Annotated in this window: 12 protein-coding genes; 3 read left to right on the top strand and 9 right to left on the bottom strand. The window is 71.6% G+C overall.

The genetic code is table 11. The features are described from left to right. Positions 1–3: 3 nt before the first annotated feature. The 5 genes from WQ53_RS04625 to WQ53_RS16965 form a co-directional block, all read right to left on the bottom strand. Positions 4–2,805 carry a TonB-dependent receptor plug domain-containing protein gene (locus WQ53_RS04625; protein ID WP_052630871.1) on the bottom strand — a complete coding sequence of 934 codons (2,802 nt, stop codon included), beginning with the start codon at positions 2,803–2,805 and terminating at the stop codon, positions 4–6. Then, entirely contained in the window at positions 2,802–7,151 is a 4,350-nt protein-coding gene (locus tag WQ53_RS04620) for a serine/threonine-protein kinase (protein WP_052630869.1), read from the bottom strand. Before WQ53_RS04620 ends, WQ53_RS04625 begins: the two co-directional genes overlap by 4 nt. Beyond that, positions 7,148–7,882: a hypothetical protein gene (locus WQ53_RS16975; protein WP_052630868.1), complete on the bottom strand. Its 735-nt coding sequence runs from the start codon at positions 7,880–7,882 to the stop codon at positions 7,148–7,150. Before WQ53_RS16975 ends, WQ53_RS04620 begins: the two co-directional genes overlap by 4 nt. A gap of 35 nt (positions 7,883–7,917) precedes the next feature. Continuing rightward, positions 7,918–8,622, bottom strand: a complete 705-nt coding sequence (locus WQ53_RS16970; protein ID WP_052630866.1) for an RNA polymerase sigma factor — start codon at positions 8,620–8,622, stop codon at positions 7,918–7,920. A 397-nt stretch (positions 8,623–9,019) separates the two neighbouring features. Further along, on the bottom strand, positions 9,020–9,373 hold the full coding sequence (locus tag WQ53_RS16965; protein WP_052630864.1) for a hypothetical protein: 354 nt from the start codon (positions 9,371–9,373) through the stop codon (positions 9,020–9,022). 132 nt (positions 9,374–9,505) lie between these two features. On the opposite strand from WQ53_RS16965, the gene WQ53_RS04600 reads away from it, so the two are divergent. Beyond that, positions 9,506–10,552 carry a metal-dependent hydrolase gene (locus WQ53_RS04600; RefSeq protein ID WP_052630862.1) on the top strand — a complete coding sequence of 349 codons (1,047 nt, stop codon included), beginning with the start codon at positions 9,506–9,508 and terminating at the stop codon, positions 10,550–10,552. A 17-nt stretch (positions 10,553–10,569) separates the two neighbouring features. On the opposite strand, the gene WQ53_RS04595 is transcribed toward WQ53_RS04600, so the two are convergent. From WQ53_RS04595 to WQ53_RS04580, 4 genes are all read right to left on the bottom strand, one after another. Then, entirely contained in the window at positions 10,570–10,899 is a 330-nt protein-coding gene (locus WQ53_RS04595; protein WP_052630860.1) for a hypothetical protein, read from the bottom strand. Between the two features lie 152 nt (positions 10,900–11,051). Continuing rightward, complete coding sequence (dusB, locus tag WQ53_RS04590; RefSeq protein WP_052630858.1) at positions 11,052–12,092, bottom strand: tRNA dihydrouridine synthase DusB; 1,041 nt, start codon at positions 12,090–12,092, stop codon at positions 11,052–11,054. An 11-nt stretch (positions 12,093–12,103) separates the two neighbouring features. Beyond that, positions 12,104–13,069 (bottom strand): ribokinase, encoded by a 966-nt coding sequence (locus WQ53_RS04585; protein WP_052630856.1) that lies wholly within the window; start codon positions 13,067–13,069, stop codon positions 12,104–12,106. A 94-nt stretch (positions 13,070–13,163) separates the two neighbouring features. Continuing rightward, entirely contained in the window at positions 13,164–14,462 is a 1,299-nt protein-coding gene (locus tag WQ53_RS04580; protein WP_052630855.1) for a NupC/NupG family nucleoside CNT transporter, read from the bottom strand. Between the two features lie 278 nt (positions 14,463–14,740). On the opposite strand from WQ53_RS04580, the gene WQ53_RS04575 reads away from it, so the two are divergent. Further along, positions 14,741–15,718, top strand: a complete 978-nt coding sequence (locus WQ53_RS04575; protein ID WP_052630852.1) for an aldo/keto reductase — start codon at positions 14,741–14,743, stop codon at positions 15,716–15,718. Positions 15,719–15,790: 72 nt separating this feature from the next. Further along, positions 15,791–15,985, top strand: a complete 195-nt coding sequence (gene hemP, locus WQ53_RS04570; protein WP_052630850.1) for a hemin uptake protein HemP — start codon at positions 15,791–15,793, stop codon at positions 15,983–15,985. Positions 15,986–16,130: the final 145 nt, after the last annotated feature.

Below are 16,130 nucleotides of genomic sequence, written 5' to 3'. Positions count from 1 at the left end.
GGCTCAGAAGCGCTGGCGATAGCTCATGTGCCAGAAGCGGCCGGGGATGTCGTAGCTGGGATCGTAGGAGTTCGCATAGGCGTCGTACGACACCGGCGGATCGAGGTCGAAGGCGTTGTTCACGCCCAGGGCGAACTGCGCGGCTCCCCAGCGCCAGCGCAGTTGCAGGTCGGTATATGTCCGCGCGGCGATGACGTGCACGGGCTGGCCTGGGAACGCCGGATCCTGGTCGACGCCGCCGCTGCACAGCTCGGGACGACCGGCCACGGTGGGCGTCACGCAGCTTTCGTCGAGCGGCGAATAATGGCGCAGGCGCAAGGTGGCGCCGAGCCGTTCGCGGTCCCAGTCCAGCGAGAGTACCGAGCGCAGGCGCCAGCCGGGATCGAGCATGAAGTAGTTGCCCGCCGACTGGGTGGGCGGCGCGCCCACCGGCACCTCCGAGAGGAAGCGGTCCAGGTACACGCTGTCCCAGCGGAGTTGCAGCCGGCCCCAGGGCAGGTCGCGACGATAGGACGCCGAGACGTCGTAGCCCTCCAGTTCGTAGGTGCCGTAGTTGCGCAGGCGTCCGTCGATTTCCGTCAGCGTGCCGGTGGCCGGGTCGCGGGCCAGCTGCTGGCAGGCGCCGGCCAGTCCCTGCAGGTAGCACATGGCCGGCAACTGCATGATCGGGATCTCGGCGATGGTGTCGAACAGCCGGATCCGCCACCAGTCCAGGCTCAGGCCCAGTCCCGGGACCGGATCGGGGCTCCATACCACCCCCAGGTTGCGGTTTCGCGCGCGCTCGGGCTGCAGTCCGGGATTGGAGCCGAACTGGACCCTGGGGCCCATCGGCGGATCGAAACCGTCGGCCGGTACGCCGTCGGCATGGCAGCGCGCCGCGACGGCCGGATTGGCGGGGACCAGGCAGGGATCCAGCGCCGCGGCCATGGCGGGCAGCTGGGTCATGCCGCTGAATCCGTACAGTTCGCTGGGCGATGGGGCACGGAAGCCGCTGGACCAGGTGCCGCGCAGCAGCAGCCCGGCGTGCGGGCGCCAGACCGCACCCAGCTTGCCGTTGGTGGTGGCGCCGAAGCTCGAATAGCGGGAATGGCGCGCGGCCAGGCTGAGCGACAGCACTTCGGCCCACGGCTTTCCGGCCAGCAGCGGCAGGTCCAGTTCGAGCCAGGCTTCGCGCACGCGGATCCGGCTGTCGACCGGGTCGGCGCCGAATCCGCCGAAATCGAAACGGTCGTCGGCCAGCAGCGGGTCCATCGTGATGCGCCCGCGCTCCTCGCGCCACTCCAGGCCGGCTGCCATGGCCAACTGGCCGGCGGGCAGGCGGAACGGGGCGGCGCTGACGGCGAAGGTGGCGTCGCGCAGGCCGCGCTCCTCGCGCAGCCATGCTTCCCCGTCCACCTTGAGGTAGTCGAACATCGCATCCGTGAACCCGTCGCGGCCATGCAGGAAGTCCAGCGGCAGGCAGTCCGCGACCGGGCTGGACGGCGTGCCGCAACGCGGCCTGCCCTGGGCATCGAGGAACGAGGGGCCGATGCCCGCAGCCAGGCGCCGGAGGTCGTAGCCGCCGTTGTAGCCGTGGTCGATGCGGGCGCGTGCGTCGACCAGGTCGAACCGCCAGTCCAGCGGTTGCGACCCCAGCGTCAGCACGCCCTCCAGTCCGACCGAGGCGTTGTGGCTCAGCGCATCCTGTTCCTTTCGCCGCGATTGGTTCAGGGGGCGGAAGCTGAACTGGGTGACCGGCTGGCCGAACGGGTTGTACAGGCTTTCGCTGGAGATGTTCGCATCGCCGGGATTCCCGCCGCCGTACTGGACGATCGGCGTGGGCGCCAGTTCCTGGGCCGAACGGCGGCGCTGCAGCAGCAGGCCGGCGCGCAGGCTCGCCTCTCCGGGCAGCGTCCGCTGCGCCGTCGCGAACAGGGAAAGCCGCTGGTAGGGCGTGCGCAGGTAGTTCTCGGGGGCGTAGTTGTAGGAGTCCTGCCGTGGATTGAACGGGCGGTAGTCGCCGATGGCCGCGTCCCAGGTCGTGCGGCCGGGGCGGCCGTCGGGCCGCAGGTTGCCGCCGGGGCCGAAGGCGAAACTGCCGTCCGGGGTGAGGAACGATGCCCGGCCCAGCACGTCGTTGGCAGGCAGGCCATAGACCGGGACCGACGAAATCGCACGGTCGCCTGCCCAGACCGGCTGCTGGTCGGCATAGGACAGGCTGGCCGCCACGCCGCCGCGCTCCCCGTCATGGCCCCAGCTGAAGTCGGCGGCGCGGCGCTGGCCGTCGCCGTATTCGCTGGTGGCGTACTGGGCGCCGGCCTCCATCCCGTCGTAGTCGTTGCGGGTGATGATGTTGACCACGCCGCCGATCGCGTCGGAGCCGTAGATCGCCGACGCGCCGTCGGTCAGCACCTCCACGCGCTCGACGATCGCCAGCGGGATGCTGCTGACATCCACCGATCCGTCGATGCCGGCGACGTAGCGGCGGCCGTTGAGCAGCACCAGAGTGCGGAAGGAGCCGAGGTTGCGCAGGTCGACGTAGGTCTCGCCGTTGCCGCCGTTGTTGAAATCGGTGTTGAGGCCGGCGACGTGCTGCGGCAGTTGCTGCAGCACCTCGCCCAGGGTGTTCAGGCCGGTGCGCCGCAGCCGCTCGCGGTCCAGCACCAGCAGCGGATGCGCGGTCTCGAACTCGACCCGACGGATATGGCTGCCGGTGACCTCGACGGTCTGCAGCGTGGCGGTGGTGCTGCCGGGCGTGGCATCGCCGCCGGTGGCGGCCGGATCGTGCAGCGCCAGGGCCAGCACCAAGGGCGGGGCGAGGGTCATGGCGGCGCCATGCCGGGCGGCAGCGATCCGGCCGCGTCGTGCGCCGGTTCGGCGGTCGCGGCGAACACCAGCGGGCTGCTGGCGAAGTACTCGGACGCCTCGAACGAGAGCGCGACCACCTCCCGCTCCGGGTGCGGGTTTTCCAGGCGCGGCCCGTACAGGTAGATCATGTCGCCCGACGGGAACGTCGCCACCCAGGCGATCCTCGCATGCTCGCCGTCCCCGGGGTCCCCGCCGAAGAACCACATGTGCGTGCGATGCACGATCGGAATCCGCGCGGATGTCGCATCGGCATAGCGCAGGTTGAGGTAGGCGTAGGGGCCGTCCGGCTTGGCCGGCAACGGGCAGCAGCCGCCGAGCAGCACGTGGACCGCGGCGATGCGCGACGCCGCGAACGGCACCTCCGGCGACGAGGCCGGCAGTCCGAGCGATGGCTGCGGGGCTTCCGGCATGCGCAGGGCGACCACGCCCGCGATGTCGAAATCGACGCCGAGCAGGCGCTGGCTCCCGGCTGGCACGCCGGCGAGGCCGAGGTCGCCTTCGATGGCGGTCAGGTCGAACGCATCGGTTGGACGGTTGACGGCAGCCGTCAGGTCGATGGGGATCCCTCCGGACCGGTCCCGCGTGGCGGCGTGCGTGGCCAGTTCCACGGTCGCGGGCGCTCCCGCCGAGCGCCTGTGCGTGCCCGGATCGGTTTCGCGCAGCTCCCGCCGCTCGCCCGCTTCCATGGGCGAGGCGATGGGCGCGCGTTCGGAGGCGGTGGCGGTCAGGTAGGCGAGATGGCGCGATATCCGCTGCGTCGGCCGCGCATCCGGCACCAGCGGCCACCAGATCCACGCGCCGTACTGGGTGCGTGCGAGAAGGCTGTTGCCGTCGGCGGCGAAGGCCAGCTGGGTGATGCCGTCGCCCGCGGCCAGGTGCGCGACCAACGGAGCGGATGCCCACCGCCCGCTCCCCCGCTCGGCGAGCGCGACCCCGGTCTTGCTGCCGGCGGCCACCCAGCGCTGGTCCCGGCTGGTGGCCTGGGCCACCAGCTGGGTTCCGCCGGCCAGTGACAGCGGGCGGCTTCGGCCGTCGCTGTCCATCAAGTGGGCCGCGCCGGATGCGCCGGTCCAGATGCCGAAGTCGTAGGCGTCCCCCCTCGGCCACAGCCGCGAGTACACCCCGAACGGGAGCGGCTGCGAACGCAGGATTTCCTGCGTCCGCGCGTGGACCTGGACCAGCCTGGGCTTGTCCGGCTCGCTGCCGTACAGCAGCAGGGTGACGCGCGAACCGTCGTTCGATACCGCGGCATCGAAAACCGGGGTTTCGCCGGGCTGGTGCAGGGCGTTGGCCTGTGGCGTCCCCGCCTCCGGGGCGTCGCGTGCGGCGGCCATGTCCGGGCCGAACCGCGCCGGCGCGGCGACCGGCTGCAGGCTGGCGGCATCGCGCACTTCCAGTTCCCCGTAGCGCCAGTGGACCAGGTGGCGGCCGTCGGGGCTGAAGCGCAGGCCCGCCAGCGGCCCGGGCAGTGGCACATCCCGCGCCAGGACGCTGCCGTCGCGCAGGTCGAAGCTCGAGGCCAGCTCCCGGAAGCGGCCTTCGACGTAGGCGCCGGTGGTGGCGAGCAGGATCGTCGAGTCGGGGCCGATCGCGACGCGGAGCGGCGAGTCGGCCAGCAGCACGGGCGGATGGCGCTCCTTGCCGGCGCGCCAGTCGAGCATGCGCAGTTCGCGTCCGCTGACCGTGACCAGCGTGGCGCCATCGGGCGTGAACGATGCCAGAGAGACCGGGCCGGGATGCACGAGTGCCGGCGCCGCGTCGAGTCCGTCGGCGACGTCGACGATCCGGACGGTACCGCCTTCCACGATCGCGGCATGGCGGCCGTCGAAATACAGCGTCTCGGTGGTCTGTCCCGGCGCGCGGCCAGGCAGCGGGCGCGGATCGCGCCAGCGCCACAGGCGCAGTTCGCCGTTGCGTTCGAGGCTGGCGGCGAGGTTGGCGGCCGGCGCATAGGCCGCGGCGTTGCGCGGGAGCGGGTTGCCGAAGCCGAACTGGGTGACCAGCATGCGCGCGTTCATGACGCGCGCGCGCATGTCGAAGGCACCGCTTGGCGCGTCGGCCAGCCGCCACAGCATCGCGTCGTCCGGCGCCAGCGCGAACACCGTGCCGGTCGCCGAGTCGGCCTGCAGGCGCATGGCATCCAGCTGGCGGGTGGCGGGCAGCATGCCGCCGTGGCCGGTGGCGACGTCCCACACGAACACGTGCCCGCGGGTGGCGGCGAGCAGCAAGTCGCCCTCGTTGCTGAAGGCCAGCGCGCTGATCCCGGCCGGCGGTGCCGGACGCAGCTCGCGCATGGCCAGGCTGATGCTGTCGAGCAGCCGCACGCTGCCGTCCAGGTGCCCGAGCGCCAGCAGCGAGCCGCCCGGCTGCGCCGCCCAGTGGCTGGGCCCGTCGGCCGTATCGAACTGGTGCGCGAACCTGGGTTCGAACGTGGCGGTGTCCAGCAGCTCGATCCGGTGGTTGGCGCTGCGCGCGACGAAGCGGCCGTCGTCGCCCACCATCCAGCTTCCGGCCATGCTCGGCATCGGCAACCTGGGTCCCTGGGGTTCCCAGCCTTCGACGCGGAAATACTGGGCGTGGCCGTTGCGGTCGCGCAGCACCGCGTAGCGGCCATCCGAGCCGAAGGTGGCATCGAGCCGGTCCGGGAAGCGGTCCTCGGGCGGCATGACCAGGCGGCCGTCCCGCGCATCGAGCAGTACGTTGTTGCGGCCGTGCGGAATCAGGAAGGTCCCCGGTTCGAAGGTGGCGCTCACCAGGTAGCGGCCGTCGGCGCTGAACCGGACCCGGGTCGGCGGCAGGCCCTGCGCGCGGAAGCCGGCCTCGTGGGCGGTCGCAGTCAGCCAGGACCGGCGGCCGTCGGCCACGTCGTAGAGGTGCACCTGTTCGTCCAGGCCGATCACCGCCACGCGCTCGCCGGCCGGATCGATGTCCACCGCACGGCCGGACACGCCGGTGGCGATGGCGTCGATCAGACGCGGTCCGTTCTCCGCCAGCGTTCCCAGGCGCAGGCGTTCGAGCCTGGCGCCATCGCCGTCGCCCTGCGCCTCGAGCTCGGCCAGGTTGTCCAGCAGCAGCGCCTTCGCATCGATGCCGCGTCCCTGCTGCACCAGGCGCCATGCCGCGTCGGCGCGCGTGGCCCAGGTCTGCTCGCGGGCCGCGGTGGCGCTTTCGAGCGCGCGCTCGCGCTGGACCAGCGCGGCCGCCAGTCCGGTCAGCAGCGCCAGCAGGCCCATCGCCAGCGCGCCGACCAGCCTGGGTTCGCGGCGCGCCCAGCGGGCCAGCCGCTGCGGCGCCGAAAGCGGGCGCACGCTGACCGCGCGGCCCTCCAGGAACCGGCCCAGGTCGTCGGCCAGCGCCTGCGCGCTCGGATAGCGCTCGCCCGGTTCGCGCGCCAGGCACTTCAGGCAGATCGCCTCCAGGTCCTCCGGGATGTCGGCGCGGTAGCGCCGCGGCCGGCGGATCGTGCCGTTCAGCGCCAGCGCGAGGATTTCCTTCGGCGTGGGCGCGTCGAACGGCGGATGCCCGGTGAGCAGTTCGTAGAGGATCGCGCCGAGGCCGTAGATGTCGGTGGCCACGCTCAGCCGCGCCCGCTTGAGCTCGATCTGCTCCGGGGCCATGTAGCTCGGCGTGCCGGAGACTTCGTCGCCGTCGATCGCCAGGGTGCTGTCGATGCGCCGGGCCAGGCCGAAGTCGGCCACCTGCGGCTCGCCCTGCGGATCGATCAGCACGTTGCCCGGCTTCAGATCCAGGTGCAGCACGCCCAGCCGGTGCGCGTAGTGCAGGGCTTCGGCGATCGTGCGCATCAGACGCGCGGCCTGCCACGCGGGCAGGGCGCCGTCGCGCTCCAGCAGCTGCGCCAGGTTGGGCCCGCGCACCAGCGCCATCGAGAAGTAGTTGAGCTCGTCGCGGCTGCCGATCTCGTGGATGGCGACGATGTTCGGGTGCTCGAGCCGGGCGGCCGACTGCGCCTCGCGCCGGAAGCGCTCGATGAAATCCGCCGAGGCCCAGGGACCGGCCGACAGCAGCTTCAGCGCCACCTCGCGGTCCAGGCTCTTCTGCAGCGCCCGGTACACCACGCCCATTCCACCGGCGCCCAGCCGTTCCAGCAGCTCGTAGTCGCCGAAGTCGCGCTGTTCCGGATCGGACAGGTCCAGCTCGAGGGCCTCGATCGGGAGGAAGGCCAGGTGGCGCGTGGCCGTTCCCGCCACCGCGGTGCGGACGCCGGAGGAGCCGAACGCCAGCGACGCCAGCGCGGCGATCGCCGCGGGATCCGGGTGTTGCGGGCCGTCGCGGGTGGTACTCATTGCAGCACCGCCAGCAGTTCGAGCCGCTCGCGTTCGAGCCCGGCCGCATCGCTGACCGTCTGCGCGAGTTCGTCGTGGACCAGTTCCTGGAACCGCTGGCGCAGGCGCTTGAGGGCGATGGCCAGCACCAGCGGCCGGGTCGAGAGCCGCTGTGCGAGCGACTCGAGCGTGCCCGGCTCCGGCGGGGTTGCGAGGAACGGCGCCAGTGCTTGGTACATCGGGCCGCGACCGGCGTGGGCCGCTTCCAGTGACAGGCGCCGGTGTGCGCTCGCGATCAGCTCCAGGGCGTAGCCGCGATGGAACGCGAGCGAAGCCGACGCCGCCGGCGATTCGCGCCGGTGCCGCGCTTCCAGATCCTCGATGGCAGGTCCCTGCAGGGCGTCGGCCGGCCCACCCGGGTTTTCCATCCGCCGCCAGTCCGTCGCCAGGAAGTGGTGCAACGACTCGAGCAGGAAATCCCGGAAGCGGGTCTGCGTCGGCACCGATGCCAGCGGCAGCCGTGAATGCACCAGGTCGCGGAAGAACGCGCAGGCGATGTCCTCGGCCAGGAGCGGCGCGTGGCCGCATCGCCGCAGGTAGGCGTAGACCGGATACCAGTACTGCAGGCACAGCTCGAGCAGCGCGCGCCTGGCCTCGAGGCGCTCGCCCCGCGCCGCCGTACCCACCAGGGTCCAGCGCGTGTCGGCGAACCGCACGGCGGCAGGGTGTTCCGGAATCCTGGTTTCGGTCATCGCCCAGCGCTCCCCCGTTTCATGGACCTCGGCGGCTATCCGGTGCTGTCGTATGCGTATCGCGGTTGCGCCCGGCGGACCGCGAGCGCCTTGCGCAGCGCCGCCATCTCGGCGTCGAGTCCATCGGGTCCGTCCACGGTTTCGCTGAGTTCGAACCGGACCATGTCGCGCAGCCGGTTGCGCAGGCGGTGGATGGCGACGGCCAGGGTGTTGCGGCGCAGGTCGAGCTTCTCGGCCAGGGCGGTGTACTCGCTGGCGTCCGGCGGCTCCAGCAGGAAAGCGCTGACCTGGTCGAACAGGTCGGCCTTGCCGGCGTGCACGGCTTCGTCGCGCAGCCTGGCCAGGGCCCGGGCGATCACCGTCAGCGCATAGTCGCGCTCGAATGCCTCTTCCGGGCTCGGGGTGCGTCCGTCGGCCAGGTCCGGCTCCGGCTCCGGCTCCAGGGCCACCATCCGCAGGCCGCCACCGCGCTTGCACGCCTGCTCGCGTTCGTGCTGGTTGACCAGGAAGCGCTTGAGCGCGGTGAGCAGGAACGCACGGAAGCGTCCGCGTTCCGGATCGGCTGCCGCATGCATCCGGCGAAGCAGGAGCTGCTCGAAGAAGGCCTGGGTCATGTCCTCGGCATCGCTGGGCGAATAGCCGTGCGCACGCAGGTAGGCCGTCACCGGGGAGCGGTAGATGCGGCACAGGGTGTCCAGGGCCTCGCGTCCGTCGGCGGAGTCGGCGCGGGTTCCGATCACGAGGCTCCAACGCGTAGTGCGGAACATGTCCGGATCACTCCCTCGTTCCCCAGAGGTGGTATCGACAACGCAATCGGCGGACCCGGGCGGCCAAGGCGGGTCCGCCGGCGCGAGCATAAAGGACCGGCGCCGCGGGGAGAGAGCGCCGCGGTACCGGTAACGCCGCTCCCGTCTTCCGGAGTTCCGCTCCTTCGCGGCGGCAGCGGCGGCAATCCCCGTGTCCTCGCCCCCGCGGGGGCAAGACTCGCAGCCGGTGGGCCTGCACAGTGCGTCCCGGGGCCTGGCCGCCCGGCCCCGCGCCGGCGGGATCGGCCGCCGGTGCGGGAACATGGTGTGGAAACATCCTGCGGGTGGGCATCCACGGCATGGTGGCCGGGCCGGCCGCCAGGCTGCCGGCCTACGGACGTTCCTTCCTGTCCCGGGACGCTTCCGTCGCCACCGCCAGGCCTTGCCCTTGCACGGGCTGGTTGCGCAGTTTGATCGGTTGCCCGGCCAGCAGGTCCTGGTAGCGATCCTCGCCCAGCGCCTGGCGGAACTGCTGCTCCTTGCTGCGGTAGTGGGGATGGAGGCTGCGGGCACCCAGCACCACGCGCACATGCTGCGGGGACAGGCCGGTCTCGTCGGCCAGCATGCGGACGGTCAGCGGCTGGACCTGCGGGGCCACGTCGATGGGAGCCGGTTCCCTGGTCTCCTGGGCGGAGGCGAAGGGGACGGCGGCGAACAGTACGAAGGCGATCAGCGGGGTTTTCATGGCTACGCTCCGGGGGTGGGTGGCTTCGCCGTCCAGGCACCGCGTCGTGGTGGGTGACGGCACCGGGATATGCAGGAAAAGCCGCCGCCGATTACACCGGTCGCGGTGGTTGCATCGGCTACCATTCCGTCCATGGATTCCCTGACCCAGATACTGCTCGGCGGCGCCGTCGCCGCGGCCATCGCCCCTGCCCGCCACCGTCGCGCCGCGCTGCTCGCGGGGGCGGCGCTCGGCACCCTGCCGGACCTGGATTCGCTGCCGATCCTGCTGTTCAGCGACGATCCGGTGACGCTGATGACCGTGCACCGCAGTTTCAGCCATTCGCTGTTCGTGCTGCCGCTGGTCGGCTGGCTGGTATGGTGGCTGTTCCTGCGCTACGGCCGCGGCCGCGTCGCCGAGGCGCCGCGACGCTGGTTCTGGGCGATCCAGCTGGCGCTGTTCACCCATCCGCTGCTCGACGCCTTCACCGTCTACGGCACCCAGTTGTGGTGGCCGCTGCCGGTGGCGCCGGTGATGTGGTCGAGCGTGTTCATCATCGACCCGGCCTACACGGTGTGGCTGGTGCTGGCCTGGGTCGTGGCGTGGTTCGCGCGCGAGCGCGCGCTGGCGCAGGGCGCGCTGCTCGCGGGCCTGGCGGCGAGCAGCGCCTACCTGGGCTGGTCGCTGGTCGCCAAGGGCATGGTCGAGCGCGAGGCGCAGCGCAGCCTGGCCGCGATGGGGCTGGGCGATGCGCCGCGCTTCTCGGTGCCGATGCCGTTCAACACGCTGCTGTGGCGGGTGGTGGCGATGACGCCCTCCGGCTTCGTCGAGGGCGAGCGTTCGTTGTGGGCCGACCGCGGCCCGATGCAGTTCCGCGGCTATCCGTCCAACACCCAGGCGCTGGGCGAGGCGGAGCACGTGGCCGCGGTGCGCCGGCTGGCGTGGTTCAACCACGGCTTCATGAAGGCGCGCGAGCGTGACGGCCGCCTGGAACTGACCGACCTGCGCATGGGCGCCGAGCCGGACTACAGCTTCGTGTTCGCGGTCGCCGAACGCGACGGCGACGGTTGGCGCGAGATGCCGCCGGAGCAGTTGCGGCCGCCATGGGAGGCGCGCCGGCGTCTGGGCCCGATGTGGCAGCGCATCTGGCACGCGCCGGCGGACGCCGCGCCCGGGTCCGGATCCCGGGCCGGCGACTGACGCGGGCGCGTGGCGCCTCAGCCTTCCGGTTGCCGCTGGCCTTCGCGGCTGTTGGCGGCGATTGCGGCATCGGCGGCGTGCGCGCGCTGGATCTCGATCGCAGCGGTGAGGTTGCCATCGACCAGGTGCCTGTAGCCTTCCGGGCCGAGCGCTGCCTTCATCTCGCGCACGACGCGCTTGTAGGACGTGCGGTATTCGGCGAAGGCGGCAGGGGCGCCCACGACCATGCGGACGTGGCGTTCCTTGAAGCCCGTCTCGCGCGCGAAGTCGGCGATGCCGGGTTCCTTGGCGAAGGTGGAAGGGATGACGGCCAGCGCGGCCGCGACTACGGCGATGCGAGCAAACATGACAGCCTCCTGGGACGGACGTCCTGCGGGTGGCCGTGGGGGTGGTGGGCCACGGGCCGGGCTTTCCCGGCGTCCTCAGCGTCGCGCCGCCGTGTCGATGCACCCAGTGCCGGAGTGCAGGGTGACGCTAGTCACGTTTATTCGATGGACGGTTACATGAAGCAACTTTCCGCGCGTGGCCAGGCGGCGTCGGACAGGGTCGGCGGCATCCCGGCCTCGAGCGCATCGAAGTAGTCGCGGGTCAGCGCGAGCTGTTCGTCCGCGCCTTGCGCGCGATTGACCACGGCGCGGAATGCCGCCATCTGTTCGGCGGAATGCTCTGGCCGGTCCTTCGCGTACCAGCCCAGGTGCTTGCGCGCGATGCGCACGCCCTGTTCCTCGCCGTAGAACGCGTGCAGCGCCTGCAGGTGGCCGAGCAGGATGTCGCGCACCTCGCCGATCGCCGGTGGCGGCAGCAGTTCGCCGCTGGCGAGGTAGTGGGCGATCTCGCGGAAGATCCACGGCCGACCCTGTGCGGCGCGGCCGACCATCACCGCGTCGGCGCCGGTATCACGCAGCACCTGCGCGGCGCGCTGCGGCGAATCGATGTCGCCGTTGGCGATCACCGGGATGGCGATGTCGGCCTTGATCCGGGCGATGGTGTCGTACTCGGCGTGGCCGGCGTAGTGCTGGTCGCGGGTGCGGCCGTGCACGGTCAGCGCCTGGATGCCGGCGGCCTCGGCGATCCGCGCGATCGCCGGTGCGTTGCGGTTGGCCGCGTCCCAGCCGGTGCGGATCTTCAGCGTGACCGGCACGTCCACCGCGGCCACCACCGCCTCGAGGATGCGCCCGACCAGCGGCTCGTCGCGCATCAGCGCCGAACCGGCCCAGGCATGACATACCTTCTTGGCCGGGCAGCCCATGTTGATGTCGACGATCTGCGCGCCATGATCGACGTTGTAGCGGGCAGCCTCGGCCAGCTGCCGCGGCTCGGTTCCGGCGATCTGCACGCTGATCGGGTCCGGCTCGCCGTCGTGGTCCATGCGCCGCAGCGACTTGGACGTGTTCCAGAAGCGCGGGTCGCTGATGGTCATCTCCGACACCGCCAGGCCCGCGCCCATCCGCTTGCACAGCAGCCGGAACGGCTTGTCGGTGACCCCGGCCATGGGGGCCAGGACCACGCGCGGCGCGATGGCGTGGGGACCGATGCGCATGGCGGTCGCGCTCAGGCGCCGAAGCGCTCCTGCACCTCGTCGTGCCGCGGCATGGCCGCGGCCGCGCCGGCGCGTTCGGTGGACAGCGCGGCGAAGCGGTTGGCGTAGCGCACGTGCGCGGCGAACGGCTGCTCCGGCGCGCGCGCCAGCGAGGCGGCCAGGGCGCCGTTGAAGGCGTCGCCGGCGCCGGTGGTGTCGCTGGCGGACACGCTCTCGGCGCCGACGCGATAGTGCGTCTGCGCGTCGCCGCGCAGCTGCTCGTCCGGGTGCGACACGAACACGCCGACCGAGCCCAGCGTGACCACCACGCTGCCGTGCGGCAGCAGCTTGCGGCACAGCGCGTGCAGGCTGGCGCCGTCGAGCGCGGCGACCGCCTCGGCCTCGACCCGTTCGCCGACGTGGCGGTTGAGCAGGGCGGCGAACTCGGTCTCGTTCGGGGTCAGCAGGTCGGCCAGGCGCAGCAGGCCGATGCTGCTGGGCGCGTTGGCCGGAGCCGGGTTGAGCAGGGTGGCCACGCCGGCCTCGCGCGCCAGCGCCAGCGCCGCCTCGATGGTCTCCACCGGCGACTCCAGCTGGGCCAGCAGCACCCGCGCGCCGGCCAGCAGTTCCGGGTCGGCGGCCACGTGCGCCGCGCCCAGCGTGCCGTTGGCGCCGGCGCCGATCACGATGCAGTTGCGGCCGCGCGCGTCGACGTAGATGCCGGCGGTGCCGGTCGGCTGGTCGCTGGCCTCGGCGCGCAGCCCGATCCCGTCGGCGGCGGCCAGCTGCCGCGCCAGCGCGCCGCCGGCATCGTCGCCCAGTGCGCAGACGAAAGCGGTGCCCACACCGGCCCGCGCCGCGGCCACGGCCTGGTTGAAGCCCTTGCCGCCGGGGCCGGTGGCGTACTGGCCGGCGATGGTCGCGCCCACCGCTGGCAGCTCGGCGCAGCGCCAGACGTGGTCGACGTTGAAGGAACCGACGACGATGACCGAATTCATGAAACCTCTAGCTTGTTGGACATGCGCAACAGAACGGAAAACGCAAATGGCGGGCCGCACGGGCCCGCCGGAAACGCAGGCGGAGCCGGGCGGCTCAGCCGAGGTAGGTGAGCACCCCGGCGATGGTCGCGGTCATGAAGGTCGCGACCGAGCCGCCGAGCACCGCGCGCAGGCCGAAGCGGGCCAGGTCCTGGCGCCGCTCCGGGGCCAGCCCGCCGATGCCACCGATCTGGATCGCGATCGAGCTGAAGTTGGCGAAGCCGCACAGCGCGTAGGTCGCGATCAGCGTGGCCTGCGGACTCAGCGACACGTCCGGCACCTGGCCGTTGATGATGTTGGACAGCTGGGAATAGGCGATGAACTCGTTGAGCACGATCTTCTGCCCGATCAGCGAACCGACCGTGGTCGCGTCCGCCCACGGCACGCCGATCACCCAGGCGATCGGCGCCAGCAGGTAGCCGAGGATCGTGGACAGGCTGGTCGGCTGGCCCAGCCAGCCGGCAATGCCGCTGATCTCGCCCAGCCAGACCAGCGGCGCGTCGACCAGCGCGATCAGGGCGATGAAGGCCAGCAGCATCGCGCCGATGTTCAGCGCCAGGCGCAGGCCGTCGCCGGCGCCGGCGGCGGCCGCGTCGATCACGTTGGCGGTGGTCTTCTCGACCTCCATCTTCACCGTGCCGCGGGTCAGAGGCTCACCGGTCTCGGGAACCAGGATCTTGGCGATCACCAGCGTGGCCGGCGCGGCCATGATGCTGGCCGCGAGCAGGTGCTTGGCGAAGAACGCCTGCTGCTCCGGGTCGCCGCCGCCGAGCATGCCCACGTAGGCGGCCAGCACGCCGCCGGCGATGTGGGCCATGCCGCCGATCATCATGGTCAGCAGCTCGGACTGGGTCATCTTGGCGATGTACGGGCGCACCGTCAGCGGCGCCTCGGTCTGGCCGATGAACACGCTGGCGCAGACGCTGGTGGTCTCGGCACCGGAAACGCGCATCACCTTGGTGATCGCCCAGGCCATGCCGCGCACCACCGCCTGCATCGCGCCCAGGTGGTAGAGCACGCCCATCAGCGCGGAGAAGAAGATGATGGTCGGCAGCACCTGGAAGGCGAAGATGAAGCCGTGCTTCTCCATGTCCATCAGGCTGCCGAAGATGAAGTTCGAGCCCTGCGAGACGAAGCCGAGGATCCGCACGAAGCCGTGGCTGAGCCAGTCGAACACCTCGCGCCCGCCCGGCACCCGCAGCACCACCGCGGCGAAGGCGATCTGCAGGAACACGCCGGTGCCCACCAGCTTCCAGTCGACCGCGCGGCGGTTGTTCGAGAACAGCCAGACGATGCCGATCAGCACGGCCAACCCGAACAGGCCGAAGCCGATCCGACCCAGTGCCTCGATCATGGAATCCCCTGTGAATGTTAAAGAATTGCGAAAGCGTAGCAGGTCGGGGGTGAGTGCGTCCGGCGGGGCTGGCTGAACGGGTTGGGCTGGCGGAGTGATGGCAACTCAGGATTCCCGCCGTCCCGGCGAAAGCCGGGACGACGGGGGAGGGGAATCGTCCTTCCCATCAACGATCGGTCGCCTACGCGGCGCTCGGCGTCCCCAGCCCTCACTGCCGCGCTCATGCCGCTACTGCCGTCGCCTCCTACAATGCCGCCATCGTCCCCGGAGTCCACCGCATGCAATACCGCCGCCTCGGCGCCTCGGGCCTGCAGCTGTCCGCGCTGTCCTTCGGTGCCTGGATGACCTTCGGCCGCCAGGTCGGCCGCGGCCAGGCGCGCGAGCTGGTCGCTGCGGCCTGGGACCACGGGATCAACTTCTTCGACAACGCCGAGGCCTACGCCAACGGCGAGGCCGAGCGGGTGATGGGCGACGTGATCGCCGACCTGCGCCTGCCGCGCGACGGCTACTGCGTGTCCAGCAAGGTGTTCTTCGGTGCCGCCGAGGATCCGCGCCCGACCCAGCGCGGGCTGTCGCGCAAGCACGTGGTCGATGCCTGCCATGCCGCGTTGAAGCGGCTGCGGGTGGACTACCTCGACCTCTACTACTGCCACCGCCCCGACCCGGACACGCCGGTGGAAGAGACGGTGGCGGCGATGGACCTGCTGGTGCGGCAGGGCAAGGTGCTGTACTGGGGCACTTCCGAATGGCCCGAGGCGCTGATCCGCGAGGCGGCGAAGTTCGCCCGCACCCACCACCTGGCGGCGCCGACGATGGAGCAGCCGCAGTACAACCTGCTGCACCGCGAGCGGGTCGAGCTGGAGTACGCGCCGCTGTATTCGGAACTGGGCCTGGGCACGACCACCTGGTCGCCGCTGGCCTCGGGCCTGCTCAGCGGCAAGTACGCCGACGGCATCCACCGCGAGGGACGGCTGGCGCAGCCCGATGCCGGCTGGCTGCAGCGGCTGGTGGTCGGGCACAGCGAGGAGCGCCGGCTGGAGCGCGCCCGGCGCTTCGTCGCGGTCGCCGCCGAGCTGGGCGAGAAACCGGCGCCGCTGGCGATCGCCTGGTGCCTGCGCAACCCGCACGTGAGCAGCGTGATCCTCGGCGCCAGCACCCCCGCGCAGCTGCGGGAGAACCTCGGCGCGCTGGAGCTGGTCCGGCGCTACGACGAGCCGGTCTGGCGGCGGCTGGAGGTCGCCGCGGCGAACGTCTGACCCGCTTGACAGGGTAATGCGAATCATTATCATTCGCTGGGTTCCACGACCCTTCCCGCTGGAGCCCCATCCATGAACGTGCACCGCCTGACCCTGCCGCATGCCGAACCCGCCCGCACGCCAGCGCCGGCGCCGCACGCCGATACCGACGTGGTGCTGGGCAGCGAGCAGTTGCTGAAGGGCCGCCGCGAGATCCTGATCCGCCACGGCGACAAGCTCTACCGCCTGCGCCACACCAGCAACGACAAGCTGATCCTGACCAAGTAACCGTCGGTGGGCGCCCTGCGCGCCCGCTGCCGACCCCGTCCGCGCCGACTGCGCGGACGGCCGCGCGCCACCGCTCTCTCCCTGGATGCCAGCCACGCTTCACCGGACGCCAGCCCACCGGGTTCTCCCACTTCCGGAACCACGA

It is taken from the genome of Pseudoxanthomonas suwonensis (assembly GCF_000972865.1).
GTDB classification, from domain to species: domain Bacteria; phylum Pseudomonadota; class Gammaproteobacteria; order Xanthomonadales; family Xanthomonadaceae; genus Pseudoxanthomonas; species Pseudoxanthomonas suwonensis_B.
The sequence above is the reverse complement of the archived record's forward strand: the minus strand, read 5'-3'. Positions and strand labels throughout refer to the sequence as shown.